Consider the following 24,509-nt stretch of genomic DNA (forward strand, 5'->3'; position numbering starts at 1 on the left):
CCGGGAGAATTCCGATGGGTCGTTCGCAGTTGGAAAAACAGAAGACGCATGAGAAGATTGTCGAGACCGCGTCGAAACGGCTGCGCGAAGAGGGGCTCGAGGGCATCGGCGTTGCCGACCTGATGAAGGAGTCCGGACTGACTGTCGGCGGGTTCTACAAGCACTTCGCTTCCCGTGACGATCTCGTCGCCGAGGCGATCCGATCCGCCTTCGATTCGTGGGGGCGTAGGCTCGAGGCCGAGGGTGTGGACCCGGCGAAGATGACGGCCGCAGATATCGCCGATCGCTATGTCAGCGCCTATCACCGCGACAATCCCGGTGAGGGTTGCCCCTTTGCGGCCCTGACTTCCGATCTATCACGCAGCGGTGAGAAGGCGAGGGCGATCGCTACGGAGCGGCTTGAACGCAATTTCGAGGCTTTGGCGGGCAAGGCCGCAGGGGTGAGTGAAGGGGAAAGACGACGCAAGGCGATCATGGCCTTTGCGATGATGGCAGGCGGCGTCGGCCTTGCCAGGGTTTCCTCGGATGAGGATCTATCGGCCGAAATCCTGGCGACGGTCAGGGATTTTGTCGCCGGTATCGACAAATGACAAACGGCCGGCGAGAGCCGGCCGTTCCATGGAGCATTCAAGAGCCGATTAGGCGGCCAGTGCGATTTCCTCGACGCGCGACTTGGCGGCGTCGATGGCCTTTTCAGCAGCTTCCGGGCCGAAAGCCAGGCCTTCGACGTAGATGGTCTCGATATCGGTGATGCCGAGGAAGCCGAGAACCGACTTCAGGTACGGAACGGCATGGTTCAAGGGGGCAGCCGGGCCCTGCGAGTAGACGCCGCCTGATGTGAGCACCACGTAAACCTTCTTGCCGGTTACGAGGCCGACCGGGCCGGTTTCCGTGTACTTGAAGGTCACGCCGGCGCGGGCGACGTTGTCGATCCAGGTCTTCAGCGACGAGTAGATGTTGAAGTTGATCAGGCCGGTGCTGATGACGATCGTGTCGGCAGCAAACAGTTCGGCGACGAGTTCGTCGGAAGTCTTGATGGCTGCGATTTCTTCGGCAGTGCGGGCCTCGGCCGGCTTGCGGATTGCGCCGGTGAAGAGGTCATCGATGTGCGGCAGCGGGTTGGAGGCGAGGTCGCGCCGGACGACGACACTGCCCGGCTTCTGGTTCTTCAGCTTTTCGGCGAGATCGACGGCGATCGGCGTCGAGAGCGAGTCGGCGCGCGGGCTGGACGTCAGGAGGAGGATGGACGACATGGTGCATTTCCTTTCGAATTGAATTTGACGGCCCGTTGTTGGGAGGTGAGCCGCAGTCTCGATCAGGAAAATAGGTCTGGCCTGTTATCGAAAAAACGGTGATAATGTCGATCGAAACTATCGATGGAATGGATGGAAGATGCTTCCGAACCCGACTCTGGACCAATTGCAGGTGTTTCTGACCGTTGCCGAAACCGGCAGCTTCTCGGCTGCCTCGCGGACCCTCAACCGCGCGCAATCGGTTGTCAGCTATACGATCGCCAATCTGGAGGCCCAGCTCGAAGTGCCGCTTTTCGAGCGCTCCGGCGCGCGCCAGCCGAAGCTGACGGAAGCGGGCAGGGCGATGCTGGAGGATGCGCGCCGCATTCTGGGCGACCTGCAGGTCATGCGGGCACGCGTCAAGAGCCTGAAGGAAGGGCTCGAAGCGGAAGTGTCCGTCGCCATCAGCGTCATGGTCCCCTCACGGGCGGTGGTGGACGTTCTTCGAGAATTCCGCGAGATGTTCCCGTCCGTTTCGTTGAACCTCAACGTCGGCGAGCTCGGAATGGTCATGGATCTCGTTCTGAGCGGCAAGGCGACAATCGGGATCGGCGGCGCGGTCTTGAGGCAAGACGATTCGGTCGTCACCGAGCGGATTGGTCATTCCTTCATGTTACCCGTTGCCGCGCGCAACCACCCGCTGGCCGAGTTCGGCAGGCCGCTCATGCTCGGTGACGTGCGCGAGGAAGTGCAACTCGTCGTGACCGATGCTTCGGGCCTGACGAAGGGGCGCGATTTCAACGTTCTGTCCTACAAGACGTGGCGCGTCAGCGATATTGCGACGAAGCACCAGCTCATCAAGGCCGGTCTTGGCTGGGGCGGCCTTCCCGCTTCCCTGATCCATGACGATCTCGTGAGTGGCGCCCTCGTCCATCTGGATCTGGAGGCATACGAACAAGGGGAGTATGGCATCTATTCGATGCGTCGGCTTGCCAATCCGCCCGGACCTGCCGCCACCTGGATGATCGACGCGTTCCGCACCAGGCTTTCCGCCTGTCCAAGCCAGGCCGATTTCCATGCCCACATTGCGGAGCTGCTCGAACCCGGCATGCCGCTTGCCGCCGAGTGAGGCAGGCGCGGATACCGCGCCCGCCCGACTTTCCTAAGTCTAGAGAACCAACCTGAATTTTGCGAAGCCGTCGGCCCCTTCGCCCGCTTCCTCGATCTTGACGCTCTTGAGCGCAGCCAGGAACTGCTTTGCCTTCGGGCCGCTTTCGAAAGTCGCCGTCGTTCCCGGCAGCGGCTTGAAGGTCCAGTTTGCGTCAGCTGACGGATTGATCGTGCCCTGGTCGTGGACATAGCGGACGATGACGTCACGGTTGGTGTCCGGCGCCTGGAAGATCACCTTGTCAGCCTTAATCTCGGGGAAGCTGCCGCCGCCGCCGGCACGGTAATTGTTGGTGACGACGACGAACTTCTGCGCGGGATCGATCGGCTTGCCGTCAAAGGAGAGATTCTGGATGCGGTTCGACGTCGGATTGATCGGCTTGCCGTCATTGTCGTATTTGCGCGGCTGGGACAAGTCGATCTGGTAGGTGACACCGTCGATGACGTCGAAATTGTAGGACGGGAAATCACTGTTGATAAGTGCTGCGTCCTTGGCGCCGGCTTCGACCTGATTGAACATGCCGGCCGACATTTCCAGCCAGTTCTTTACCTGCTCGCCGGTGATGACGACGGCCTGCACCGTGTTCGGATAGAGGTAGAGATCGGCGACGTTCTTGATGGCGATGTCGCCAGCCGGGACATCGGTATAGTAGTCCGCACCACCGCGCCCGCCGGCCTTGAAGGGCGCTGCGGCCGAAAGCACCGGCAGATCCTTGTATTTGGTGTCGGCAAGCATCTGCTTGATGTACCAGGTCTGGGCTTGGCTGACGATCTGCACGGAAGGATCGTCGGCGACGAGGGCGAAGTAGGAGTAGAGCGGCGCGGACGTCTTGCCAACGGGCGTGCGGACATAGGCGAGTGTGGCCTCGTGCTCTGATTTGGCGGCCTCGACCACTTCCTTCTTGTCGGCGTAATCGGCAACCACTTTTTTCTTGTCGTCGCGGTGATAGATCGGCCGCGCTTCAGAAGTGAAGTCGACGATCTTCCAGCTGTTGCCGTCCTTTTCCAGGAGCAGGTCGATAAGGCCGAGATGCGAGCCCCAGAAGCCGGCCATCACCGCTGGTTTGCCATGCAGCGTGCCTTTGACCGGATCGGCATTGGCAATGCCGTCCCAGCTCTTCGGCCCGGGGAAGACGAGATGCTGGTGGCCGGTGAAGATCGCATCGATCCCGTCGACGGCGGCAAGGTGCAGCGAGGCGTTTTCCATCTTTTCGGAGGGTGCCCCGCCGTCGATGCCGGAATGGGAGAGCGCGATGACGATATCGGCGCCGGCTTCCTTCATGGCGGGAACCCAGGCCTTGGCGGCCTCGACGATATCGCGCGTCTGCGCCTTGCCTTCGAGATTCTTGATGTCCCAGAGCATGATCTGCGGCGGCACGAAGCCGATGAAGCCGATCTTGACCGGGCTCTCCTTGCCGGCGCCGTCCTTGATCTGCTTTTCGACAATGACGTAGGGCTTGAAGAAGAGGTCGTCCTGCTTCGGGTCCGAGGCGAGCTGCCCCTTGGTCAGGTTGGCGCAGACGAAGGGAAAGTTCGCGCCCGACAACACCTTGAACATGAAGTCGAGGCCGTAGTTGAACTCGTGATTGCCGAGCGTTCCCACAGTGTAGCCGAGCGTGTTCATTGCCTTGATCACGGGATGGACGTCACCGTCCTTCATGCCGTGCTGGTAGGCCATGTAGTCGCCCATCGGATTGCCCTGCAGCACGTCGCCATTGTCGATCAGCAGCGAGTTGACGGCTTCCGCGCGGATGTTGTCGATGATCGTCCCGGTGCGCGCAAGGCCCATCGTGTCGTTCGGCTTGTCGGCATAATAGTCATAAGGAAAGACGTTGACGTGAATGTCGGTCGTTTCCATCAGCCGGAGATGCGCCTGGTTGGCGCTGGCGCGCGCGCTGAAAGGGTGCAGCAGCACCAGGGCGGAAGTGGCGGCGAGGCCGCCAAGAAGCGAACGGCGGCTCATGACACCAGCGTCGAAAATGGAAGACATGGAAAGCTCTCCTTCAAAGATCTGCATCGCCCGGCCCGTCAGAATTAGGACGATTTGGCGAGGAGTACACTGCGAAAATGACAGAACCGCAAAACAATCGCCCGGCGAGGCGACATGGTCTTGAAATGCAATTTATGGTACAGTCTCTGCTGAAAATCCATGGGGGACGGGATCATGAGCAAGGTCGTCATTGCTGCGGTCGGAGGTTTCGGGGGCACCGCGCCCAGTCTGGTCGATAAGGCGCAGGCGCTTTACAGCGGCGATGTGGAAAAATGGCTGACGACGACGGCAAATCCGTGGATCTCGGTCGCCTGCGCGGTCGGCGCCATTTCGGTCTTCTTCGTCATCGGCGCCGCGATCGCGCTCATCTACCGCGAGCAGCAGCTGCAGAAGGCGCTTCTTCTCGGCATTGGCGCTCCGGCCCTCATCATGGCTGCCGCGCAAGGCAGTTCGACCAACCCGAAGCCGATCGAGATCACGCCGTCCGCAAGCCTGTTTTCGGTCGTCGGTTCCGCTTACGCCCAGGATGGCGACCGCTCGCTGCCACCCCGAGTCGAACTGAAGGTCAATCCGGGCTGGACGCAGGGCGAATGCCAGACCTGCGATATCAAATTCCTGAGCGGCGACGGCCAGATCATCTCCAGCGAGCCGCTCTCGGCAAGCCCGGCGCCCGGCGCGGTCAACGTTCCCTTGGGTACGGAGACGATCGTATTGTCCGGCGCCAACGCCAATAGCGCCGCCATCGACGTCAGGAGCCTGGGCGCCAAGCTGCCGCAGGCGCAAGGACCGGTCACTCTCGATGTCAACGTCAACCGCAGCTACTGGAACGATCTCAGCCGCTCCTTCGGCGCAAAGGCGGTGCAGCCTTACGATTTCAGCGTCGACGTCGCCAGGTGAGGCTTCCGGTCGCCGGTGGTCGCGGGTCGCATTAATTGGCGCACAGCCAGTACCGGCCGTATTTCCTTATGGAAAAAGCGGAAATAGGAAGAGACTTGCGCCCGTGCATTCGAATTCACGTCGAACTGGACGCCAATGCGGCCGTTATGCTTCCAGCGGATGATGCCTTCGATCATTCCGAGGTTCTCGGCTTCGATCCGCACCTTGCTGCCTGAGGCGGCATGGACGGGTCCCTTCGTCTCCAAAGCGGCGCCTGTCGCCGACAGGTTGAGAATACGGACATCCACCTCGCTGTTCAGATATTTCATGTTGCCGAAGACACGGCAGTTTTTCCGGTCGGCCTTTCGGGCCGTAATATTCAGGTTGCGCGTCATACTGTCTCCCTTGGACACCGCCAGAGAAACATAGCAGCCGAAAATTGAAATGGTTTTAGGAGCTTGGCTAAAATTGCAGTGAAACGTCAGTTGCTTGCGAGGGCGGTTCTGCGCGCCACCACATGCTCGCGCCAGACCGTGAAGATGCCCGCAGCAACCACGATCGCCGAGCCGATGATCATGTTGGAGCTGAGCGTTTCACCATAGATCGTTACGCCGATGATCGAGGCGTAGACAAGCGAGAGATAGGTCAGTGGTTGGACGGCGGCGGCATCGAGAATATCGTAGGCGCGGATCAGGAAATAGTGGCTGGAAATGCTGGTCATGCAGACGAGCGCCATCCAGCCCCAGTCGCCTGGCGACATCCAGCTCCAGTAGAACGGCCCGACGAGGGTCATCATGATGCCGCCGACGACGCCGGTATAGAAGAAGCTGGTCATCGACGAATCGTCGCGGCTGACGAGACGTGTGGCGATGACGTAGAAGGCGAAGTTGAAGCAGGAAATGATGGCGAGGAGCAGCTTCACGTCGAAAAACTCGCCTTCCGGTTTCAGGATCAGCAGCACCCCGAAAAGTCCGGCGCCGATCGCTGCCCACCGCCGCCAACCGACCCGCTCGCCGAGGATCGGCATCGCCAGCAGCGCGATCAGGATCGGCGTCGCGGAAAAGATCGCCTGGGAACGGGCAAGGCCGATTATCGCAAAGCAGGTGATGGCCAGAACCACCTGGATCGCAAGCAAGACGCCGCGCGTCACCTGCAGGAACGGGCGTTTGGTGCGGGCCGTCGCTTTGATGCCGCCGCGCATCTTCGACGCGAGAATGATGGTGAAAAGTGCGAAAGCCCAGTAGCGGACCATCGTTACGAAGATCGGCGGATAGGTCGATGCCAGATGTTTCGAGATCGCGTCCTGCAAAGAGAATATGGTCATCGCCAGCAGAGCGAAAATATAGCCGTGGGTCTTCGATGTCATGACATGCCGTTGAGCGGGAGATGCCCGCGCGCAGCCAAGTCTGGGCAGGCTTTCAACGAATATGCAAGGCCTCAAAGCCCGACATTCGGCCTGTCGATGATTTCTCTGAGTGCGAAGCTCGAATTGATTTTGACGACGTGGGGAAGCGCCGACAGCCAGTCGCGATGAATGCGCTCATAATCCTCGAGGTCGCGGGCGGCCACCCGCAGGATATAGTCGTATTCGCCCGACATCAGGTAACAGACGAGCACGTTCGGGCAGAGTTTTACCGCCGCCTCGAATTCCGACAGCGTCTTGGCAAACTGGCCGGAAAGCGAAATGTGCACGATGGCGATCATCTTGTAGTCGAGCGCCTTGTGCGAAAGCCGCGCGTGGTAACCGCCGATGACGCCGCTTCGTTCCAGGATGTCGAGCCGGCGCGAACAGGCCGAGGGCGACAATCCGATCTTTTCGGCGAGTTCGGCGTTGGTGATGCGGGCATTGGCCTGCAGCACCTTCAGAATCGCAAAATCGATGGTGTCGAGATCGGCCATTCGAAGAACCTTCGAAAAAGAAAACAGATGACGCAATAATCTCCGAAAAGACGCCCTCTGGCAAATCGTCTTTGCAAGGACATTTCGCGGCCTTGATGGTTGGATTCATCGTCTGAGGAGATCCGCGACCGCGGAGACAAAATGAGAGGAACGCGAATGCGTGTCGGTTGCCCGAAGGAAATCAAGAATCATGAATACCGCGTCGGCCTGACGCCGGCATCGGTGCGCGAATACGTCGCCCACGGCCACGAGGTCTGGGTGGAGACCAAGGCGGGCGTCGGCATCGGCGCCGATGATGCCGCCTATGCCGCTGCTGGCGCGAAGATCGCCGCCTCCGCCAAGGATATTTTCGAAAAGTGCGACATGATCGTCAAGGTGAAGGAGCCGCAGCCCTCCGAATGGGCGCAACTTCGAGACGGTCAGCTTCTCTATACCTATCTGCACCTGGCGCCGGACCCCGAACAGACCAAGGGCCTGCTTGCCTCAGGCGTCACCGCGATCGCCTATGAGACGGTGACCGACGAGCGTGGCGGCCTGCCGCTGCTGGCGCCGATGTCGGAAGTCGCCGGTCGCCTGTCGATCCAGGCCGGCGCGACCGCCCTGCAGAAGGCCAATGGCGGCCTCGGCGTCTTGCTTGGCGGCGTGCCGGGCGTATTGCCGGCAAAGGTCGCCGTCATCGGCGGCGGCGTCGTCGGCCTGCATGCGGCCAGGATGGCCGCCGGTCTCGGCGCCGACGTCAGCATCCTCGACAAGTCGCTGCCGCGCCTGCGCCAACTCGACGATATCTTCTCAGGCCGCGTCCATACCCGCTATTCCAGCATTCAGGCGCTGGAGGAGGAGGTCTTCTCGGCCGATCTCGTCATCGGCGCCGTGCTGATCCCTGGCGCTGCCGCTCCGAAGCTCGTGACCCGCGAAATGCTTTCCGGCATGAAGAAAGGCGCCGTCATCGTCGACGTCGCCATCGACCAGGGCGGCTGCTTCGAAACCTCGCACGCGACGACCCATTCCGATCCGACCTATGAGGTTGACGGCGTCGTGCATTATTGCGTTGCCAACATGCCGGGCGCAGTCCCCGTCACCTCGGCCCACGCGCTGAACAATGCCACGCTGGTCCATGGCCTGGCGCTTGCCGATCGCGGCCTGCGCGCCATCGCTGAAGACAAGCATCTGCGGAATGGCCTGAACGTGCACAAGGGCCGCATCACCAATAAGCCTGTCGCCGAGGCGCTAGGCTACGAGGCATTCGCGCCGGAGAACGTGCTCAACGTAGCGTAACCTCCCTGACTCTAGGTTAGGCGTCGGTCTCCGCAAGGGCCGGCGCCTTTACCTTGTCGATCCGGCACTGGAAGCAATTGTTGCGCGCCGAGCGCACGTGCACATAGGCGATGTCGGACCGCGCCAGCAGTTTTTCGCCATAGGCCGCAATCTCGCCGATAAGAGTTACCGCGCCGGTGCCATAGACGATGCGATTGTCCTGATTGTAGCCCCGCGGGATGAAGTCAGGGCTCGTCGTCAGCACCGGCGGCAGAATCTCCTCGGCGGCATAGCGCCGGCAAGGCTGCTTATGCAGGAAGATCGGTCCGGTTTCGGCGTAGGGCTGCAGTTCCGGGAAGGGCCGGTAGGCGAAGACCAGCAGTTCTTCGCCCTCATCGATATTTTCAAGGCAATGGCGGCACGGATGACCCGGGCCATCAGACACCATCGTGTCGGGCAGTCGGTCATAGGCGTCGCGGCCACCGTTCCACAAGTGTTCGGCATCGGCGCTCGGCATGGCGACAAAACGTAAGGCGGTCATGGCAAATCTCCTTTGTGATTGCCATGAAATGTACCCGGATCATCGTGTAAGCCACCCGTTTCTTGCGAAGCTCTAAAGCAGAAGGAGAAGCCCTTGACCGACGTCGGTCTCGCGCTGCTGGCGCAACAGAACGCAGAAATACTGGAAGAAATCAGGGCGCTACGCCGGGAGGTAGCCGAACTGAAGGAGCAGTCTGGCCGCACGCTCGATTTCGAGCGCCGTAACGATCCGCGCCGCCCGAATGGCCTGACGCGGCGTTAGCTACCTCCACCCACGCCGGAAAGAGAGCCGTCAGCTTTTCCGCGCCATCTCCAGAAGCTCCTTGTCGCTGAGCGGCCGGACGATGCCGGTGCCGGTTGATACCGGGGAGAAGCCGAACATCTGGTAGAGCTGCAGCGCGCGCGGGTGGTCGAGATTGTTGGTGGTGGTCGTGACGCGCTTCGGATTGAGCGACCAGATGGCGTAGAGCGCCTGCAGCATGAACCATTTGCCGATGCCGAGGCCAAGCGCATGTTCGATCAGGCCGAAATGGCTGAGCTCGATCGTATCCTCGTCCTCGCAGAAATATTCGTAGAAGCCGGCCGGCGCGCCGTTCACGTAGAGGACGCTGATATTGTTGCGCTTGTCGTTCAGCATTTCAGCGAGCTGCTCGTCGCCCATGCGCAGCCGGTCTACCCATTGCCAGCGCGCGCCCACCTGCCGGTAGAGGTAGCGATAGAACGGCAGTGGGATTCCGGGAGCGCGCATGATCGCAGTCTGGATATTGACGGGCACCGGCAGGCTCGTCTTCGGCGGCGCCGTCATTTCGAGCCGGGTAATATGGGCTTTGAGCGAAGCGGGTGTCTTCCCCATGGCGATCAGGCTTTGACTGGCGTCGGCGGGCCGGTAACGATAGGCGTATCTTCGCGGCTGCCCCATTCGCTCCACGAGCCGTCGTAAAGCTTGTTGTCATGATGGCCGAGCGATTCCAGCGCCAGTGTAATGATCGCGGCCGTGATGCCTGATCCGCAGGATGTCACCACAGGCTTCGAAAGATCGATGCCGGCATCCTCGATTGTCTGTTTGAGTTCGGGCAGCGACTTGAACCGGCCCTGGTTGGCAAAGACGCCGGAGGGCAGATTGCGGGCGCCGGGCATATGGCCGGAGCGCATGCCGGGACGCGGTTCGGGCTCGGCGGCGGCGAAGCGGCCGGCGCTGCGGGCATCGGCGATCTGCATCGCGCCGCTCGAAACGATGTCGCGCATTGCAGGAAGCGTCACCACCCGGCTTTCGTCAAAATTCGGGGTGAAGGTCGCAGGCGCATAGTTTGGTGCTGCGGTTTCGAGCGGACGGCCCTCGGCCTTCCAGCCGTCTAGACCGCCGTCGAGCACGAAGACGTTCTTCGCACCCATCACCCGGAACAGCCACCAGACGCGCGGTGAGGCGAACAGGCCGATGCCGTCATAAACGACGATGCGATCATTCTCGCTGATGCCGAGCTTGCCGGTTTCGGTGGCGAAATAATCGGGCGAGGGGATCGTGTGCGGCAGCGATGTCGAATGGTCGGCGATCTTGTCCTGGTCGAAGCGGATGGCGCCGGGAATATGGCCGGCCGCATATTCGGCATCCGCATCGCGTTTCTGCGCCGGCAGATAGAAGGAGGCGTCCAGCACCCGCAGATCCGGCTTGCCGAGTTCGGCCTGCAGCCAATCGGCCGAGACGACGAAACGGCTTTTGGTCTCACACATTATGGTCTCCCTTGATGGTCAGGCTTCATCGCCGGGCATGCCGAAGCGGATGCGGAAGCGCCGGTTCTCCTTGCCCTTCTTCTCGATCTTGGCGATGTGGATTCGGCCGACTTCCTGTGTCTCGGAGACATGTGTGCCGCCGCAGGGCTGGCTGTCAATCGAGGAGTTCTCGCCGATGCAGACGAGGCTGACGCGCCCGAGCCCCATCGGCGGGCGCACGTTCTTCGATTTGACGATATCAGGATTGGCAGCAAGCTCCTCGTCAGTGATCCATTGCAGATAGACCCGATGATTTTGGTCCACCAGTTCCATCAGTTTGGCCGTCACCTCGTCCTTTTCGATTGTCTCGCTCATGTCGAAGTCGACGCGGCTTTCCTCCTCGCCGACGGCTGCCCCGGTGATTGGATAGGAGCAGACGACGGAAAGCAGGTGGCAGGCGGTGTGCATGCGCATCAGCCTGTAGCGGCGGGGCCAATCGACATGCAGCACCAGCGTCTCGCCGACCTCCGGCCGTGGTGCGCCGTTGAGCGGCACATGGATGATGATATCCTTGCTCGCACCGTGCTTCGTCTGGCCGAGCGCGATCTTGGTGCCGTCGGCGCGTTCAAGCTCGCCGGTATCGCCCGGCTGTCCGCCCGAGGTCGCGTAGAAGCAGGTCTGGTCCAGTTCGATGCCCCCGTCCTCGTGAACGGCTGTGACGACCGCCTCGCATGTCGAGAGGTAGAAGTCGTCACGATAGAGGGCATTGACGGGCATGGGGGCTCACGCAGGTTCGTAGGGAACGTCTATCTCGGGCGATTTGGCCATCCAGCCGGGAACGGGCAGCCCTTTCGACACCAGGAAATCCGGGTTGAAGAGCTTCGACTGATAGCGGTTGCCGTAGTCGCAGAGGATCGTCACCACCGTGTGACCGGGGCCCAGATCCCGGGCGAGATTGACGGCGCCGGCAATGTTGATCGCCGTCGAGCCGCCAAGGCAAAGCCCTTCGTCCTCGACGAGATCGAAGAGATAGGGAAGCGCTTCGGCATCGGAGACGCGATAGGAAAAGTCTGGCGTGAAACCTTCGAGATTGGCGGTGATGCGGCCCTGGCCGATGCCCTCGGTGATCGAGGACCCTTCGGATTTCAGCGTGCCGTTCTGGTAGAATTCATAGAGAGCGGCGCCGTCGGGATCGGCGATGCCGATCTTGACGTCCGGGTTGAAAGCCTTGAGGCCGGCAGCCACACCCGCCAGCGTGCCGCCCGAACCGACGGAGCAGATGAAGCCGTCGATCTTGCCGTCGGTGTCTTTCCAGATTTCCGGCGCAGTGGTTTCGATATGCGCCTGACGGTTGGCGACGTTGTCGAACTGGTTCGCCCAGATCGCCCCGTTCGGTTCGGTCTTCGCCATCTGCTCGGCAAGCCGCCCGGATACCTTCACGTAGTTATTCGGGTTCTTATAGGGAACGGCGGGCACTTCGACGAGTTCGGCGCCGAGCAGCTTCAGCGCGTCCTTCTTTTCCTGGCTCTGCGTTTCCGGGATGACGATGACGGTGCGATAGCCGAGCGCTTTGGCGACCAGCGTCAGTCCGATGCCGGTATTGCCGGCCGTGCCTTCGACGATGACGCCGCCGGGCCGAAGCAAGCCTTTCCGCTCGGCGTCGCGGATGATGTAGAGCGCGGCACGATCCTTCACCGACTGGCCGGGGTTCAGGAACTCTGCCTTGCCGAGAATGGTGCAGCCGGTCGCCGCGGAGGCGCCCTTGAGTTTGATCAGCGGCGTGTTGCCGATGGCTTCGAGGACGGAGGGATGGAAGGTCATGGATTCTGCCTCTTTCGAACTCTTACTTTAGGAACGGTCTTTTCTCTTCACAAGGCTGTGTTGGCAAGAAATGCTATTCCATGCCCGTGCCGGACGCGATAAAATTTGGCTTTCCCCAGTCGAAATGGCGTATGGTCCGCCGTCGCTCCCCACCTGGGTGATCCGAAGATTGACTTTCCCCGTACGGATGACGACAAAGCGAAACGGAGCGCGATAACAGGGCGTGACCGAAGGCCGGATGGTTCACGAGCATATCGACACGATCGATGCATTGATGGCGCATTACGTCGCCGGCTCCTTGCCCGAGCCGGCGCGCGTTCTCGTCCGGTCCCATCTCGAAATGAAACCGGACAATCGCAGCTTTGTGAACGGCCTCGAACTGCTGGCCGGAGACGCCTTGGAAAATGCTGCCGGCGTTGCGATTGCCGACCGGGAGCGGCAGCTTCAGGCAATTTTTGCCTCCACGTCTTCCGTCCTGCCGCCCGTCGCGCGGCCGAAACACACGCTGTTTCCACGGGCATTGCGAGATTTCGTCGGCTTCGAGGTCGAGGACGTGCCCTGGCGCAAGCGGTTGCCGGGTTTCAAGGAATATTCACTCGATATGGATGGCTGCGAGGTCAACCTGATGTGGATACGTCAGGGTCGCGCCTTACCGGCCCACACCCATAAAGGCATGGAACTGATCCTCATCCTCGACGGCGCCTTCAATGATGAACGCGGCCGTTTTGGCCCCGGAGACATCTCCATTGCCGACGAGACGATCGACCATCGGCCGGTCGCCGAAAAGGACCGGCCCTGCATCGCCTTCGCCGTTTCGGACGGGCCGGTCAGGCTCACGGGATCCTTTCGTCAGATGATGATCGACCTGATCGGCTGAAAGCAGCCACAATGGTGTGATAGAGCCATAAATCCGGAGGGATAGAGGGGCTTCCGGACCTGTTTTCGTGTTGATAGGCAGTCCCGGAGGAACATGTCATGCGTGATTTCATCGCCCGTCCCGAACATGGAATCGTCTGGATCTCGGGCGCGAGTTCCGGCATCGGCCGTGCACTTGCGTTGAAGCTCGCCGGCGAAGGATACAAGGTCGCCGTCACCGCCAGAAGCCATGAAAAGCTGGTCGAGCTACAGGCCGAGGCCAGCGGCCTTTCCGGCAGCATTATCGTTCTCGACGGCGACGTCACCGATGCCGAGGACATGGAGCATGTCATGGCCTCGATCGAATACGAGCACGGGACGCTCGCCATGGCGATACTCAATGCAGGCGTCTACCTGCCTGTTCATGCCGAGGATCTTCACCGCGCCGATTTCGAAAAGAGCTTTGCCGTCAATCTGTCCGGTGTCGTCAACTGCCTGCTGCCGGCGATTCGCCATATGAAGGCGAAAGGGCAGGGGCAGATCGCCATCATCTCCTCCGTCACCGGCTATGGCGGCCTGCCGACAGGCGCTGCCTATGGCGCCACCAAGGCGGCGCTGATCAATATGGCCGAAAGCCTGAAATTCGATCTCGACAAGATGGGCATCCGCATCCAACTCGTCAGCCCCGGCTTCGTCGATACGCCGGCGACGAGGAAGAACGCTTTTCCGATGCCGGCCCTGATATCGGTGGAGGACGCCGCCCAGCACATTGCCGCCGGGTTGAAATCGCAAGCCTTCGAGATCAGCTTCCCGAAGCGCTTCACCCTCATGCTGAAGCTGGCGAGGATGCTTCCCTACGGCGCCTATTTCGCGCTGGTGAACCGGGTGACCGGTTGGCAGGAGCGACCGTCGGAAACGGGTCACCATCCGGCGACACCGCATCCGGCGGAATGATCAGCGGCGCGAGAACACGACCTGGCGCACATCGATGTTGCGGGCGCGGAAGCCGGCCTCGCAATAGAACAGGTAGAATTCCCAAAGCCGCTTGAAGCGTTCGTCGAAGCCCATAGGGCGGATGCGTTCCCAGACCGACCAGAAGCGCTCGCGCCATTCGGCGAGCGTGCGGGCGTAATCGAGCCCAAAGCCGAAATCCTTGACCAGCGACAGATCGACCTTGACCGCAAGTTCGGCGAGATGATTGCGCGTCGGCAGCATGCCGCCCGGAAAGACATATTTCTGGATGAAGTCGGGATTGCTGCGATACTGGTCGAAGGACTCCGGACTGATCGTGATGATCTGCAGGCCCGCCTTGCCGCCCGGTTTCAGACATTGCCTGAGCTTGGAGAAATAGGATGGCCAGTATTTCTCGCCGACCGCTTCGAACATCTCGATCGAGACGATCCGATCATAAAGCCCTGCTTCATCGCGATAGTCCTGGAAGCGGAATTCGACGCGGTCGTTGAGGCCCGCCTTGTGGATACGCTCCTCGGCGAAGGCGAGCTGCTCGCGGCTGATCGTCAGCCCCGTTACCTTGCAGTTCAGCTCGCTTGCAGCGAATTCGGCAAAACCGCCCCAGCCGCAGCCGATCTCCAGCACGTGATCCCCGGGCTGGATGCCGGTCGCCTCGGCGAGCGCCCGGTATTTGGCATTCTGCGCCGATTGCAGGTCGTTGGCCCCCGTCGAATAGAGCGCGGAGGAATAGGTCATGCTCGGATCGAGCCATTGCCTGTAGAAATCGTTGCCGAGATCGTAATGGGCGGAGATGTTGCGCTTCGAACCCGTCCTGGTATTGGCGTTCATCCAGTGGCGAACGCGCTCGAAGACGCGGCCAAGGCCGCTTTTGCCATGGGCATAGCTGAACGCGGCCTCGCCGTTGACGAGGAAGAGTTCGAGGAATGCAGTGATGTCAGGGCTGTCCCAGTCGCCGTCCATATAGGTTTCGGCGACCCCGATCGTGCCGCTCGTCAGCGCCCGGTAGGCAAGGTTCCAGTTGTTGAGGTTGAGCGCCGCTTTCGGCCCGGCTTTCTTGCCCTCGATCAGCAGCCTGCGGCCGTCGGGCAGGGTGACGGCAAGTGAGCCGTGCTGCATGCGCAGAAGTCCGCGCAGCGCCAGCTTCGCCTTGAACGGCAGACCCTTCACCAGACGGGATATGTTTTCGGCCGTCAGCGTCACCGCGTCGCGAGCCAGCAGATTCCAATCCTGCGCCTTGCTCATCTTTCCTCCTCCAGCATTTTCTTGCCGGTTAAGGACGACGACACATCCATGACGATGTGCTCGGGCGGCCTCCGGCCATTACGTCAAAAGCTAATGTTATTCCGCTGCGTCCGCAAGCGCCTGGGGTCTGTGGATGCTGACTTCAGGGGGAGGTGCCGGGCGTCGGATATAACGCGCGCCCTTCAACCAAAGTTTCAGCGCTTCCCAATGGATGCCTGCCACGATTTTGAAGGTGAGGAAGGGGATGCGCACCGTTAGCGCCAGCAGCGAAGCGCTTGTTAAAGGCACCTGTCGTCCTGAAAAAGTTGCCGAGAGAAGCGGGCCTTCGCTGTCGGTTTCGAGGATACGCCAGCGGATTTCCGCACCGGGCGGCAACATGCGGAAGTGATAGCGCCCCGCCACGCCGATAAAAGGCGAGACGTGGAAGAGCTTGTCGCAGCTCTGGCGAAGCCCGCCTTCCCAAATCTCGCCATCGCCGACGGGACAGACATAGCTGTGCCGCTCACCGAAGGTGTTGCGCACTTCGTAGATCATCGCGATGAGCCGGCCATCGGCATCATAGGCGTGGTAGACGGAGAGCGGATTGAAGACATAGCCAAGAATACGGGGATAGCAGACGAGCAATATTCTCTCGGCGCGCCCGAGCCCTGCCTCAGCGAGCAGCCGGTCGGCATGGGTTCGCAGCGGCGTATTCTCCGTATGGGCATGGTCCTTTTCATAAAAGGAGACGAAATTGCGCCGGTTGACGGAAAACAGGGCCGATAGGCCGCCGGCCTCGTCAAGCCTGTCGAGATCGACGAGCAGTGAGAACACCCGGTAGCGGAAGCGATGGCCGAACGGTTTCATCCGTTGATGCATGATTTCGCCGACATAGAGCGTTGCCGCCGCATCTGGAGGAGGGCCATTGTTGGCGGCGCTGACGCCGCGTCTTTTTGGTCGCATCCTCATGCCGCCACGTCCGGTTGGGTTTCCCAGGAGGCCCGGGCGGTTCGCCAGGGTATGACCCCGCCGAGCGCCTCGGCCGCGGCCAGGCCGGAAACCAGTCCATCCTCGTGAAATCCGTATCCCATCCAAGCACCGGCGAAATGGCAATTGTTCTGTCCCTGAATGGTGGCGAGCGCCCGCTGCGCCGCCATCGCCTCGGCCGAGAATTGCGGATGCTCGTAGGTGAATTCGGCAAACACCTTGCGATGATCCGGCTCGCGATCCGGGTTGAGCGTCACGAACAGCGGGAACTTGTGGTCGATGCCCTGCAGCCGGTTCATCCAGTAGGTGACGGCCACGCCTGCCTTTTCATCTTCGCGGCTGGAGCGCAGATAATTCCAGGAGGCCCAGACCTTGCGCCGCTGCGGCATCAGCGCTTCGTCGCGGTGCAGGACGACGCGGTTCGGCTGGTAGGGGATGGCTGCAAGCAGCCTGCTTTCCCGATCGGTGGCGTCAGTGAGCAAGCGCGCGGTCTGGTCGCTATGGCAGGCAAAGATCACCTTGTCGAACGGGCACTCATTGCCCGTTTCGTCGATGATTGTGATGCCGTATTCGCCAAGGATCACGCCGCGCACGCCGCAGGAAAGCTTCACCCGCTCGCCGAGGGGCTGCAGCAGCCGGTCGAGATAGGTGCGGCTGCCGCCGGTCACCGTGCGCCACTGTTGCTGCCGGCGGTAGATCAGGCGGTGATTGTCAAAGAAGTTGACGAAATGCTCGGCCGGAAACTGCAGCATGCGGGCAGACGGCGTCGACCAGATCGCCGCCGCCATCGGCACGAGATAGTTGTTGGTGAAACCGGGCGAGAAGCCGCGCCAGTCGAGATAATCGCCGATCGAGCGCGAGGCGAGATGGCCAGCGGCCCGGTCTTCGAGGCACATTCGGTTGAAGCGCAGGATCTCGCGGGTCATCAACAGGAATGATGGCCGCAGCAGGTTGCGCTTCTGCGCGAAGATCGAGGACAAGCCACCGCCGCTCCATTCCAGCCTGCCGCGATCGAGCGAGAGCGAAAAACTCATGTCGCTCGCATGCGTGGCGATGCCGAGCTCGCTAAAGAGCGCCGTCAGGTTGGGGTAATTCGCTTCGTTGTAGACGATGAAGCCGGTATCGACCGCGATCGAAACTCCGTCGTAGTCCACGTTGACCGTCGCCGTATGGCCGCCGGCACGGGCTTGGCTTTCATAGAGCGTAACGTCGTGCACCGGGTTCAGCGCCCAGGCTGCGGAAGCGCCCGAAATGCCGGAGCCGATGACCGCGATCTTGAGCCTACGTGGTGGGACACGGAAGTGCGCGTTCATGCGGCATCCCTCGTGGCTTTATAGGCCGCAAGCGCGCGGTTGCGGGCGCTGGCGTGGTCGACGATCGGTTTTGGGTAAGTTTCACCGAGGGCGACGCCGGCCCCGTCGAGCACGCTCTTCGGCGCCTCGAACGGCCGATGAATGTATTTTGCGTCCAGCCCTCGAAGCTCAGGCACGTGAGTTCTGACATAGTCGCCGTCGGGATCGAAGGTTTCGCCTTGCAGTACCGGATTGAAGATGCGGAAGAACGGCGAGGCGTCGGCTCCCGAGCCCGCCACCCATTGCCAGCTAGCCGCGTTGTTGGCCGGATCGGCATCGACCAGCGTATCCCGGAACCAGGCCTCGCCCCGGCGCCAGTCGACCATCAGGTCCTTGATCAGGAAGGAGGCAACGATCATGCGCACGCGATTGTGCATCCAGCCGTGGCGCCAGAGTTGACGCATGCCGGCATCGACGATCGGATATCCGGTCATGCCGCGGCGCCAGGCGTCGAAATCCTCGCCGTCGTTGCGCCATTCGAAGCCGTCGAAACGATCGTTCCAGTTGACCGAGGCAAGGCGCGGGAAATGGAAAAGCAGGTGATAGGAGAATTCGCGCCAGGCGATCTCCTTGCGGAAATGCACGAGGTCGGCCGCAGGCACTCGTTTCGACAGGCCGCGCGTCGCATCCCAGATGCGGGTAGGGGAGATTTCGCCGAGCGCCAGATGCGGCGACAGCATCGACGTCGCCTGCTTGGCGGGATAGTCGCGGTTTTCTCTGTAGCCGTCGAGCGCGTCTTCGAGGAAAGCGCGGAGCTTCTCCCGAGCACCCGCTTCGCCGGGTATCCAGAGATCATCGAAATCACCCGCCCAGTTGGGCTTCATCGGCAGCAGCTTCCAGCTACCCAGCCTTTCCGATGCCGGAAGTTTCTGCGCCAATTGCAGCTTCGACGGCGCCTCCAGCGGCGGTTCTGGTTCACTGGCGTTCTCCAGCGCACGCCAGAATGGCGTGTAGACGCGATAGGGCGTGCCGCCGCCGGTCACTAGTCTCGAGGGTTCGTGCAGCAACTGGCCGCCGAAACTTTGCGCCTCGATCGCCTGCTTTTCCAGTTCGTGCTTGATGCGGATGTCGATGGAGATTCCTGCTGGATCGTAGCGTCGGTTCCAGAACACCGCTTCGGCGCCGCTGTTCCCGATAATGGCGCGAAGCACCTCGAGCGGCTCGCCGCTTGCAAGCACCAGCCGTCCCTGCCGCTCATGCAGCGATCGGTCGAGCGCTTCCAGAGAATGATGCAACCACCAAGCCTGGGCCGCGCCCAACGGACCTGTGCCTGCGGCCTCCGGCTCGTTTATATAAAGGGGAATGATCGGCCGCCCGGAGAGATGGGCAGCGGCGAGCGCCTTGTTGTCGTCAAGGCGCAAGTCCTTGCGAAACCAGAGGATGACAGGTTTTGTCGCGTCCTTTGTCAATGAAACCGCTCCCCGTCCGTGTATTTCAACCTGCTACGGATGTACGGAGTGCCCGGATCAAAAGTTTCATCGAAAGGGAAAAGCTTTTACGGTCGTTTCTACGTGAAAAAGGCCTGCGTGAACCGGCCTTTTCCAAGCGTGGCGCGCTCGCGTGCGACATGCTTCAGGAACGAAAGACTGCCTGTCAGTTGTCGTATTCGCGGCAGGCTTCGCTGATCGATGCACCGCTTTCGCCACCGCGCGTATCGACGCCGGACATCTGCTGAGGCATGCCGGGGCATTCCATCGCCTGCGGCCGGCCGATGCTCTGCGTCGTCATCGGATCGACCGGCGCGACGCGTACCGGATACATGCCATTGTCACTGTTGCTGTAATCAGATGAATAGGTACCCGAACTCGGATCAGTCGAACCACCGTTGGTCGGCCCGATCGGGTCCGGGTTCGACTGGGCAAAGGCCGATGATGCCATGCCGATGGCGAGTAGTGAGGCAGCAATAAAAGATTTGGTCATGAGGATATCCTCCTTTGATTTTCATCTTGGATGACCTTGGGTAACTGCCCTCCGGAATCATTGTTCCGAAATTTGTAGAAAACTTGCGGTGGAACCCCCGCCTTGCCCCATGTGGTTACGGATAAACCTTAACAGCCGAAGTCGCTGGATCGGTGCGGCCACCTGCCTTAGTGGCATGATGAAACGCTAATCCGCAGCATGAGGCCGCTATGTTCGTTTCCCCGCGCGAGGCGGCAGATCTTGGTCTCCAGATCGCGATCGCACTCGCCTTGACGGTAACTGGAATGGCGATCGCGTCCTCCGCTACAGGCGGCGTGAAGGTCGGTATCTCAGCGCTCGACGTTAGCCGTCCCTCGCTGTGGACAGCCGTTCCGATGCACATCGACCCGGCAACACAGGCCTATTTGCGAGCCGATCCTCCGACTGGATTAGAATTTGCCGCCCGCGCCGATGATGTGTGCCATGACCAGATCGGCCTGCGCCTATCCTGCGATTTGATCGCCACCAGCAGCACAGCCTTTTAGACGCCAATACTGTCGCCGTCCTGTCGATCGGCCTCGGCGCCGCGGCGCCCGCGCTGGCCGGTGCGCGACTGACCGACCAGGCTGGCCGGATATTTCATGTCAGCGCCAACAAGCCGGTGCCGGTGCTGCAGGCGGCGGCCACGGACCTGAGATCGCTGTTGGTGAAGGCTTTGCCGGCGCCTGAAGGTGCGCTGGTCGTACCGTTTCCGCGTTTTGCCCGCGCCTTGCACGTCTACGCCGACTATGAGACTTCGATGCCGGAGCGCGACCTATCTTCGGAAGCTATCGACGGCGTCGGGCTCGCCGGTCCGACGAAGTGGATCCGCTCCCTGACGGGCTCGCTAAAGCTGTTACGCTGATGGGTGTCGCCGAGTGGAGATATGACGGATGTCTCCGGGTCCAAGCTTGCAAAAGCCGATGATTTGCCGTTTCATCGAGTGATAGCGACAACCATCCGATGCTCTTCCTTAAAGGATCTGCCCTTGTCCCTGCCGATGCCCCACGGCTTCGAGAAGCCTTTTGCCGCCTTCCTGTTCGATATGGACGGCACGATCCTCAATTCCATCCGTGCCGCGGAGCGCGCCTGGAGCAACTGGGCGAGGCGTCACGGGCTCGATGTCGATGACTTTTTGCCGAAGATGCACGGGTCGCGCGGCATCGACACGATCACCCGGCTGAACCTGCCCGGCGTCGATCCCGTACATGAAGCAAAATTGGTGACCGAAGCTGAGATCGCCGATGTCAGCGATGTCGTTCCCATTTCGGGTGCCGCGGCGTTTCTGAGTTCCCTGCCTCCGGATCGTTGGGCGATCGTCACTTCCTCGCCGCTGCGCCTCGCTCACCGACGGTTGGAAGCGGCTGGTTTGCCGCGGCCGAAATTCATGGTGACGGCAGAAGACGTGACGGTCGGGAAGCCTGATCCGCAATGTTATATTCTGGGCGCCGAACGCCTCGGCGTCAGCACGCATGAGTGCCTGGTGTTTGAGGATGTTGCAGCCGGCATCGCCGCCGGAGAGGCAGCGGGCGCCGACGTCATGGTCGTCACGGCGACCCATCAGCACAAGATGGCGACGGCGCATCCGAGCCTGGCCTCCTATGACGAAATATCTATCCGCATCTCTGCCGAGCATAAGATGTTCATCGTGGCCAACGCGGCCTGACCGAGCGGGCCGCGTTGACGGTTTCCTGCTGGCGGTTCACTCCGCGGCGGCGGCAAGACAGCGATCGATGATCCTGCCGATTTCGCTGCGGCAGGAGCCGCAATTGGTTCCAGCGCTTGTTTCCTTGCCGACGGCCTCGACGCTGTGGCATCCACCGCGCACGGCGGCGGCGATCTGATTGACCCCGACGCTGAAGCAGGAGCAGATGGTAGCGCCCGGATCCGGCCTGCCGGCCCCGGGCCGGCCTGCAACGAGCGCGAAGCGTTTCCTGAGATCGCCATGCGAGGCGGTGAGCCGCGAGATCGCCCAGTTGCGCGCGACGGCGACTGGCTCGCGCGCAAGGAACAGCGCGGCAAGCAGGGTCTCGCCATCGAAGAAGGCAAGCCTGAGGTCTCCGGATTGCCGGTCAGCATAACCGAGCGGTTCGATTTCTTCAGGAATGGCAAAAACCGCGCGGCACCAAGCGGTCCAGTCTTCGACGGCCTCAGCGAAGGCAAGCTCCAGCCGCCAGCCGCCATCGGCCTTCGCCAGCGCCCAATAGGCCGCGTCGGGTGTTACGGGTTTTATGGCCGAGACGGCGAAACCGTAATGCGTGGCCCGGAACGGCCGGACGGCGACGGCGACGTTCTTCGATGCCGGCTGCCCGGAAACGGGATCGGTAATTGGTGCGACCACGGCGTCGATCCGCGCTTTTGCCGCGAACTGGTCGTTCCAGTGCATCGGTGCAAAGATGCCGCCGCGTGCCTGGCGATCGGTCACCAGCGCCCGGACGACAGCCTTGCCTTGCGGGCTCTCGATCTCGACGAGACCGGCGCTTGATATCCCGGTTTCGATCGCGTCGCGCGGATGGATTTCCGCAAAGGGCTCGGCGATATGGGCAGAAAGCCGCGCGCTCTTGCCGGTTCGCGTCATCGTATGCCACTGGTCGCGAATGCGCCCGGTATTGAGCGTGAAGGGGAAATCGGCATTGGTGCGATCCGTTGCCGGCGGTTTGATCGCAACGAAGCGCGCCTTGCCATCGGGATGGAAGAAACCGCCGTCGGCGAAGAAACGGGTCACACTGGGCGCGGTGCCTTCCGGCTGCGGCCACTGGAAGGGCGACAATTCGTCGTAGGCGTCGCCGGTTACGCCGGCGCGGGCACCGATGTCGAAATCGCGGCTGCCGTTGTTTTCGAAAGCGGAAAGGGCGGCGTGTTCCGCAAAGATCTCGACCGGCGCGTCGAAGTCGAAGGCAGCGGCAAACCCCATGCGGTGTCCGACTTCCGCAAGCTGCCACCAGTCGGCCCTTGCCTCGCCGGGAATGTCGAGAAACGGCCGCTGCCTGGATATGCGCCGTTCGGAATTGGTCACCGTGCCGTTCTTCTCGCCCCAGCCGAGCGATGGCAAAAGCACATGCGCGTGCCTGGTCGTATCCGTCTCTTTGAGGATGTCGGACACGACGACAAAGGGGCAGGCCGCGATCGCGGCTTCGACGCTGTCGGCATCCGGCATCGAGACCACGGGATTGGTGGCCATGATCCAGAGCGCCTTGATGCGCCCGTCGGCCACGGCGCGGAACATGTCGACCGCCTTCAGGCCGGGCTTGGCGGCAATGACCGGCGAGCCCCAGAAGCGCTGCACGCGGTCGCGATCATCGGCATTCTCGATTGCCATATGGGCAGCGAGCATGTTGGCGAGGCCGCCGACCTCGCGCCCGCCCATGGCGTTCGGCTGGCCGGTCAGCGAGAACGGTCCCATGCCAGGGCGGCCGATGCGGCCGGTCGCCAGATGACAGTTGAGGATCGCATTGACCTTGTCAGTGCCGGAGGAGGACTGGTTGACGCCTTGGCTGTAGCAGGTCACGACCTTCGGCGTCGTCTCGAACAGGCGGAAGAACTCCCGGATCTGCATGGCGGGCAGGCCGGTCCGTTCCAGGAGGTTGTTCATATCAAGTGCGGCGGCGGCCGCAAAAGCCTCGGCGAAACCTTCCGTATGGGCGGCGATATAATTCTGGTCGATGGCCGGGCTCGTCGCGAGATGGGCAAGCAGCCCCATGAACAGCGCGACGTCGCCGTCCGGGCGGATTGCCAGGTGCAGGTCGGCAATATCGCATGTCATCGTCCGGCGCGGATCGATGACGACGATCCGCATGCTCGGCCGTGCCGCTTTTGTCGCTGCAAGCCGCTGGTAGATGACGGGATGGCACCAGGCGAGATTGGAGCCGGTGAGAACCACCAAGTCCGCGAGTTCGATATCCTCATAGGTACCGGGCACCGTATCGGCGCCGAAGGCGCGGCGATGCCCCGCCACCGAGGAGGACATGCAGAGCCTTGAATTGGTGTCGATATTGGCCGAACCAATGAAGCCCTTCATCAGCTTGTTGGCGATATAATAATCCTCGGTCAGAAGCTGGCCCGAGACGTAGAAGGCGACGGAATCAGGCCCATGCTCGGCGATCGTTTCGGAAAACCGCTGGGCAACGAGATCAAGCGCTTCGTCCCAGCCGCTCTGTTTGCCGGCGATTTCGGGAAAAAGAAGCCGGCCGTCGAGATCGATGGTTTCGGCAAGGGCCGAACCCTTCGAGCAGAGCCGTCCGAAATTCGACGGATGCTCGGGATCGCCCTTGACGCTGACTGCGCCCGCCTCGTCGACCGTGGCGAGCACGCCGCAGCCGACGCCGCAATAGGGACAGGTGGTCTTGACCTCGGCCGCCATCTATTCCGCCGCCATCATCAGGCTTTCCAGGGCGACGAACAGCCTGCCGTCTTCGTTCAGCACCGGGATCGTCCGGACCTCGCCCTCATCGGCGCCGAGCGCCTTGCCCGTTTCCAGCGAGATCACCCAATTATGCAGCGGGCACGTCACCGCCTTGCCGTGGACGATGCCCTGGGAGAGCGGGCCGCCCTTGTGCGGGCAGTGATCCTCGATGGCGAACACTTCGTTTTCTGCCGTGCGGAAGACGGCGATCTTGCCCTGCGGCGTCTTCACGCAGCGCGCGCCGCGCAAGGGAATGTCGGAGAGGTCACCGATTGCGATCCAGTTCATGTCCATCT

General features: G+C 61.6%; 27 protein-coding genes. 10 read left to right on the top strand and 17 right to left on the bottom strand.

What is annotated here, in order from left to right; translation table 11 throughout:
• Positions 1–14: 14 nt before the first annotated feature.
• Complete coding sequence (locus EFQ99_RS10065; protein WP_126920908.1) at positions 15–590, top strand: TetR/AcrR family transcriptional regulator; 576 nt, start codon at positions 15–17, stop codon at positions 588–590.
• 48 nt (positions 591–638) lie between these two features.
• Here the strand turns inward: EFQ99_RS10065 and EFQ99_RS10070 are convergent, their stop codons facing one another.
• Complete coding sequence (locus EFQ99_RS10070; protein WP_126920909.1) at positions 639–1,253, bottom strand: FMN-dependent NADH-azoreductase; 615 nt, start codon at positions 1,251–1,253, stop codon at positions 639–641.
• A gap of 139 nt (positions 1,254–1,392) precedes the next feature.
• Here EFQ99_RS10070 and EFQ99_RS10075 point away from each other — a divergent pair, with 139 nt between their 5' ends.
• Complete coding sequence (locus tag EFQ99_RS10075; protein WP_126920910.1) at positions 1,393–2,361, top strand: LysR family transcriptional regulator; 969 nt, start codon at positions 1,393–1,395, stop codon at positions 2,359–2,361.
• A 39-nt stretch (positions 2,362–2,400) separates the two neighbouring features.
• Here EFQ99_RS10075 and EFQ99_RS10080 read toward each other — a convergent pair whose 3' ends face one another.
• Entirely contained in the window at positions 2,401–4,389 is a 1,989-nt protein-coding gene (locus EFQ99_RS10080) for a bifunctional 2',3'-cyclic-nucleotide 2'-phosphodiesterase/3'-nucleotidase (RefSeq protein WP_126920911.1), read from the bottom strand.
• Between the two features lie 174 nt (positions 4,390–4,563).
• On the opposite strand from EFQ99_RS10080, the gene EFQ99_RS10085 reads away from it, so the two are divergent.
• The gene (locus tag EFQ99_RS10085; protein WP_126920912.1) at positions 4,564–5,286 is read left to right on the top strand and encodes a hypothetical protein; all 723 of its coding nucleotides are present in this window, start codon (positions 4,564–4,566) and stop codon (positions 5,284–5,286) included.
• Here the strand turns inward: EFQ99_RS10085 and EFQ99_RS10090 are convergent.
• From EFQ99_RS10090 to EFQ99_RS10100, 3 genes are all read right to left on the bottom strand, one after another.
• Entirely contained in the window at positions 5,256–5,660 is a 405-nt protein-coding gene (locus EFQ99_RS10090; RefSeq protein ID WP_126920913.1) for a PilZ domain-containing protein, read from the bottom strand. The genes EFQ99_RS10085 and EFQ99_RS10090 overlap by 31 nt on opposite strands.
• Before the next feature lie 86 nt (positions 5,661–5,746).
• The gene (locus tag EFQ99_RS10095; protein ID WP_126920914.1) at positions 5,747–6,631 is read right to left on the bottom strand and encodes a DMT family transporter; all 885 of its coding nucleotides are present in this window, start codon (positions 6,629–6,631) and stop codon (positions 5,747–5,749) included.
• Between the two features lie 71 nt (positions 6,632–6,702).
• Positions 6,703–7,164 (bottom strand): Lrp/AsnC family transcriptional regulator, encoded by a 462-nt coding sequence (locus tag EFQ99_RS10100; RefSeq protein ID WP_126920915.1) that lies wholly within the window; start codon positions 7,162–7,164, stop codon positions 6,703–6,705.
• 156 nt (positions 7,165–7,320) lie between these two features.
• Here EFQ99_RS10100 and ald point away from each other — a divergent pair, with 156 nt between their 5' ends.
• On the top strand, positions 7,321–8,439 hold the full coding sequence (gene ald / locus EFQ99_RS10105) for an alanine dehydrogenase (protein WP_126921459.1): 1,119 nt from the start codon (positions 7,321–7,323) through the stop codon (positions 8,437–8,439).
• A gap of 16 nt (positions 8,440–8,455) precedes the next feature.
• Here the strand turns inward: ald and EFQ99_RS10110 are convergent, their stop codons facing one another.
• Complete coding sequence (locus tag EFQ99_RS10110; RefSeq protein ID WP_126920916.1) at positions 8,456–8,959, bottom strand: DUF1203 domain-containing protein; 504 nt, start codon at positions 8,957–8,959, stop codon at positions 8,456–8,458.
• A 93-nt stretch (positions 8,960–9,052) separates the two neighbouring features.
• On the opposite strand from EFQ99_RS10110, the gene EFQ99_RS35000 reads away from it, so the two are divergent.
• Entirely contained in the window at positions 9,053–9,220 is a 168-nt protein-coding gene (locus tag EFQ99_RS35000; RefSeq protein ID WP_164736366.1) for a hypothetical protein, read from the top strand.
• 30 nt (positions 9,221–9,250) lie between these two features.
• Here EFQ99_RS35000 and EFQ99_RS10115 read toward each other — a convergent pair whose 3' ends face one another.
• The 4 genes from EFQ99_RS10115 to EFQ99_RS10130 are packed head-to-tail and all read right to left on the bottom strand — an operon-like array spanning position 9,251 to position 12,486.
• Complete coding sequence (locus tag EFQ99_RS10115) at positions 9,251–9,811, bottom strand: GNAT family N-acetyltransferase (RefSeq protein ID WP_126921460.1); 561 nt, start codon at positions 9,809–9,811, stop codon at positions 9,251–9,253.
• 5 nt (positions 9,812–9,816) lie between these two features.
• A complete protein-coding gene (sseA, locus tag EFQ99_RS10120; RefSeq protein WP_126920917.1) occupies positions 9,817–10,686 on the bottom strand; it encodes a 3-mercaptopyruvate sulfurtransferase in 870 nt (289 codons plus the stop codon).
• An 18-nt stretch (positions 10,687–10,704) separates the two neighbouring features.
• Positions 10,705–11,442: an alanyl-tRNA editing protein gene (locus EFQ99_RS10125; protein WP_126920918.1), complete on the bottom strand. Its 738-nt coding sequence runs from the start codon at positions 11,440–11,442 to the stop codon at positions 10,705–10,707.
• A gap of 6 nt (positions 11,443–11,448) precedes the next feature.
• Positions 11,449–12,486 (bottom strand): cysteine synthase A, encoded by a 1,038-nt coding sequence (locus EFQ99_RS10130; protein ID WP_126920919.1) that lies wholly within the window; start codon positions 12,484–12,486, stop codon positions 11,449–11,451.
• A 223-nt stretch (positions 12,487–12,709) separates the two neighbouring features.
• Here EFQ99_RS10130 and EFQ99_RS10135 point away from each other — a divergent pair, with 223 nt between their 5' ends.
• Together EFQ99_RS10135 and EFQ99_RS10140 are read left to right on the top strand one after the other, a co-directional pair.
• The gene (locus tag EFQ99_RS10135) at positions 12,710–13,363 is read left to right on the top strand and encodes a ChrR family anti-sigma-E factor (protein ID WP_208722739.1); all 654 of its coding nucleotides are present in this window, start codon (positions 12,710–12,712) and stop codon (positions 13,361–13,363) included.
• 98 nt (positions 13,364–13,461) lie between these two features.
• Positions 13,462–14,295 (top strand): SDR family NAD(P)-dependent oxidoreductase, encoded by an 834-nt coding sequence (locus EFQ99_RS10140; protein ID WP_126920921.1) that lies wholly within the window; start codon positions 13,462–13,464, stop codon positions 14,293–14,295.
• On the opposite strand, the gene EFQ99_RS10145 is transcribed toward EFQ99_RS10140, so the two are convergent.
• The 5 genes from EFQ99_RS10145 to EFQ99_RS10165 all read right to left on the bottom strand — a co-directional run bounded on the left by EFQ99_RS10145 (position 14,296) and on the right by EFQ99_RS10165 (position 19,793).
• Positions 14,296–15,555 (bottom strand): SAM-dependent methyltransferase, encoded by a 1,260-nt coding sequence (locus tag EFQ99_RS10145; RefSeq protein WP_126920922.1) that lies wholly within the window; start codon positions 15,553–15,555, stop codon positions 14,296–14,298.
• 96 nt (positions 15,556–15,651) lie between these two features.
• The gene (locus EFQ99_RS10150) at positions 15,652–16,503 is read right to left on the bottom strand and encodes a DUF1365 domain-containing protein (protein WP_126920923.1); all 852 of its coding nucleotides are present in this window, start codon (positions 16,501–16,503) and stop codon (positions 15,652–15,654) included.
• Entirely contained in the window at positions 16,500–17,834 is a 1,335-nt protein-coding gene (locus tag EFQ99_RS10155; protein ID WP_126920924.1) for an NAD(P)/FAD-dependent oxidoreductase, read from the bottom strand. Before EFQ99_RS10155 ends, EFQ99_RS10150 begins: the two co-directional genes overlap by 4 nt.
• Positions 17,831–19,282 carry a cryptochrome/photolyase family protein gene (locus EFQ99_RS10160; protein ID WP_126920925.1) on the bottom strand — a complete coding sequence of 484 codons (1,452 nt, stop codon included), beginning with the start codon at positions 19,280–19,282 and terminating at the stop codon, positions 17,831–17,833. Before EFQ99_RS10160 ends, EFQ99_RS10155 begins: the two co-directional genes overlap by 4 nt.
• A 184-nt stretch (positions 19,283–19,466) precedes the next feature.
• Positions 19,467–19,793 (bottom strand): hypothetical protein, encoded by a 327-nt coding sequence (locus tag EFQ99_RS10165; RefSeq protein WP_126920926.1) that lies wholly within the window; start codon positions 19,791–19,793, stop codon positions 19,467–19,469.
• Between the two features lie 209 nt (positions 19,794–20,002).
• Between EFQ99_RS10165 and EFQ99_RS10170 the strand changes: the two genes are divergently transcribed.
• From EFQ99_RS10170 to EFQ99_RS10180, 3 genes are all read left to right on the top strand, one after another.
• Entirely contained in the window at positions 20,003–20,317 is a 315-nt protein-coding gene (locus tag EFQ99_RS10170; protein WP_126920927.1) for a hypothetical protein, read from the top strand.
• Entirely contained in the window at positions 20,278–20,676 is a 399-nt protein-coding gene (locus EFQ99_RS10175; RefSeq protein ID WP_126920928.1) for a DUF2000 family protein, read from the top strand. Before EFQ99_RS10170 ends, EFQ99_RS10175 begins: the two co-directional genes overlap by 40 nt.
• 123 nt (positions 20,677–20,799) lie before the next feature.
• On the top strand, positions 20,800–21,477 hold the full coding sequence (locus EFQ99_RS10180) for an HAD-IA family hydrolase (protein ID WP_126920929.1): 678 nt from the start codon (positions 20,800–20,802) through the stop codon (positions 21,475–21,477).
• Between the two features lie 36 nt (positions 21,478–21,513).
• Here EFQ99_RS10180 and EFQ99_RS10185 read toward each other — a convergent pair whose 3' ends face one another.
• Together EFQ99_RS10185 and nirD are read right to left on the bottom strand one after the other, a co-directional pair.
• Complete coding sequence (locus EFQ99_RS10185; protein ID WP_126920930.1) at positions 21,514–24,171, bottom strand: nitrate reductase; 2,658 nt, start codon at positions 24,169–24,171, stop codon at positions 21,514–21,516.
• Entirely contained in the window at positions 24,172–24,507 is a 336-nt protein-coding gene (nirD, locus tag EFQ99_RS10190; protein WP_126920931.1) for a nitrite reductase small subunit NirD, read from the bottom strand.
• Positions 24,508–24,509: the final 2 nt, after the last annotated feature.

Source organism: Rhizobium vallis, from assembly GCF_003985155.1.
In the GTDB taxonomy this organism is placed as follows: domain Bacteria; phylum Pseudomonadota; class Alphaproteobacteria; order Rhizobiales; family Rhizobiaceae; genus Rhizobium; species Rhizobium vallis.

Bases quoted from the DNA above. Each gene is read 5' to 3' on its own strand.
- EFQ99_RS10065 (WP_126920908.1), top strand. From the start codon at position 15: ATGGGTCGTTCGCAGTTGGAAAAACAGAAGACGCATGAGAAGATTGTC.
- EFQ99_RS10070 (WP_126920909.1), bottom strand. From the start codon at position 1,253: ATGTCGTCCATCCTCCTCCTGACGTCCAGCCCGCGCGCCGACTCGCTC.
- EFQ99_RS10075 (WP_126920910.1), top strand. From the start codon at position 1,393: ATGCTTCCGAACCCGACTCTGGACCAATTGCAGGTGTTTCTGACCGTT.
- EFQ99_RS10080 (WP_126920911.1), bottom strand. From the start codon at position 4,389: ATGTCTTCCATTTTCGACGCTGGTGTCATGAGCCGCCGTTCGCTTCTT.
- EFQ99_RS10085 (WP_126920912.1), top strand. From the start codon at position 4,564: ATGAGCAAGGTCGTCATTGCTGCGGTCGGAGGTTTCGGGGGCACCGCG.
- EFQ99_RS10090 (WP_126920913.1), bottom strand. From the start codon at position 5,660: ATGACGCGCAACCTGAATATTACGGCCCGAAAGGCCGACCGGAAAAAC.
- EFQ99_RS10095 (WP_126920914.1), bottom strand. From the start codon at position 6,631: ATGACATCGAAGACCCACGGCTATATTTTCGCTCTGCTGGCGATGACC.
- EFQ99_RS10100 (WP_126920915.1), bottom strand. From the start codon at position 7,164: ATGGCCGATCTCGACACCATCGATTTTGCGATTCTGAAGGTGCTGCAG.
- ald (WP_126921459.1), top strand. From the start codon at position 7,321: ATGCGTGTCGGTTGCCCGAAGGAAATCAAGAATCATGAATACCGCGTC.
- EFQ99_RS10110 (WP_126920916.1), bottom strand. From the start codon at position 8,959: ATGACCGCCTTACGTTTTGTCGCCATGCCGAGCGCCGATGCCGAACAC.
- EFQ99_RS10115 (WP_126921460.1), bottom strand. From the start codon at position 9,811: ATGGGGAAGACACCCGCTTCGCTCAAAGCCCATATTACCCGGCTCGAA.
- sseA (WP_126920917.1), bottom strand. From the start codon at position 10,686: ATGTGTGAGACCAAAAGCCGTTTCGTCGTCTCGGCCGATTGGCTGCAG.
- EFQ99_RS10125 (WP_126920918.1), bottom strand. From the start codon at position 11,442: ATGCCCGTCAATGCCCTCTATCGTGACGACTTCTACCTCTCGACATGC.
- EFQ99_RS10130 (WP_126920919.1), bottom strand. From the start codon at position 12,486: ATGACCTTCCATCCCTCCGTCCTCGAAGCCATCGGCAACACGCCGCTG.
- EFQ99_RS10140 (WP_126920921.1), top strand. From the start codon at position 13,462: ATGCGTGATTTCATCGCCCGTCCCGAACATGGAATCGTCTGGATCTCG.
- EFQ99_RS10145 (WP_126920922.1), bottom strand. From the start codon at position 15,555: ATGAGCAAGGCGCAGGATTGGAATCTGCTGGCTCGCGACGCGGTGACG.
- EFQ99_RS10150 (WP_126920923.1), bottom strand. From the start codon at position 16,503: ATGAGGATGCGACCAAAAAGACGCGGCGTCAGCGCCGCCAACAATGGC.
- EFQ99_RS10155 (WP_126920924.1), bottom strand. From the start codon at position 17,834: ATGAACGCGCACTTCCGTGTCCCACCACGTAGGCTCAAGATCGCGGTC.
- EFQ99_RS10165 (WP_126920926.1), bottom strand. From the start codon at position 19,793: ATGACCAAATCTTTTATTGCTGCCTCACTACTCGCCATCGGCATGGCA.
- EFQ99_RS10170 (WP_126920927.1), top strand. From the start codon at position 20,003: ATGTTCGTTTCCCCGCGCGAGGCGGCAGATCTTGGTCTCCAGATCGCG.
- EFQ99_RS10185 (WP_126920930.1), bottom strand. From the start codon at position 24,171: ATGGCGGCCGAGGTCAAGACCACCTGTCCCTATTGCGGCGTCGGCTGC.
- nirD (WP_126920931.1), bottom strand. From the start codon at position 24,507: ATGGACATGAACTGGATCGCAATCGGTGACCTCTCCGACATTCCCTTG.